Source organism: Acinetobacter sp. CFCC 10889, assembly GCF_003268395.1.
Taxonomy (GTDB): Bacteria; Pseudomonadota; Gammaproteobacteria; order Pseudomonadales; family Moraxellaceae; genus Acinetobacter.
Map to the genome: position 1 here is coordinate 1 of NZ_LQXQ01000162.1, position 913 is coordinate 913.

Sequence of the window (913 nt, forward strand, 5' to 3'; positions counted from 1 at the left end):
GTTGCAGTCGCTTGTGCGGTCACCGTATTTTGGCTTCGGATGTCTTCTACTGGAACTTGGATTGACCAAGTACCATCTGTATTGATCGTAACTTGTGAACCACTGTAGGTTTTGCCATTAAAGGTAATGGTCATATCCGCATTTGGATTACTGATTGTACCCGTTACTGTGAAAGTCGTTCCTGTTTTGATCTCTGCCAATTCGCTTGGATCTAGAATGTCATCGCCTGCGATGACATCAATGCTCACATATGGTAATTGGATTTGATCTTCTACTGGATTGCCATCTTGGTCAGGTGTCGTCGCTGTAATCGAGTTACCATCTTTAATTGGACCATCAGTTTCTACAACCCAATTCCCTTCTGGATCTGCCGTCACAATGAATGGTTTGTCATAGCCTGGAACTGTAACTTCAACGGTATTATTCGGTTCTGTTTTACCGGTAATCGTTGTCCCACCTGTTGCTGGGTTTGGTGTTACTGTGTTGACTTTGATGTGAATTTCTTGGTCAATGTCACCTTTACCGAGGTTGTCAGTTAAGTCGGTATAGGTATTGTCTTTGACTTCAACCGTAACAGTTGTACCGTCTTTTGGCATTTTGTCGAGTTTGGCTGTCCAAATACCATCACCAAGATCAACCAATGAGCCTGCTACAAGGTTCGCACCATTCACTAAAATATCGTTGGAAGTAAAGCCTTTTACTTCTTCTGAGAAAGTGAAGAGTACTGTACCATCTGGATTTAAGGTGATTTCTAAAGTTGGTGCTGTGGTATCAACGAGTTCTGTGTCTGTACCACCTGTACCCGGATTGCCTGATGTATCACCATAGCTGCCCTCTGGCACAGTCACGGTAATCTGACCTTGTGTATTGTCAGGTACTTTACCTGTCCATGTTAAGCCATCTTCACTTGGGG

The 913-nt window shown here is 43.6% G+C and carries 1 protein-coding gene; it reads right to left on the reverse strand.

Features of this window, described 5'->3' with window-relative positions:
* The coding region (locus tag AVJ19_RS21175; protein ID WP_228203429.1) for an Ig-like domain-containing protein at window positions 1-913 on the reverse strand (913 nt) is incomplete at both ends.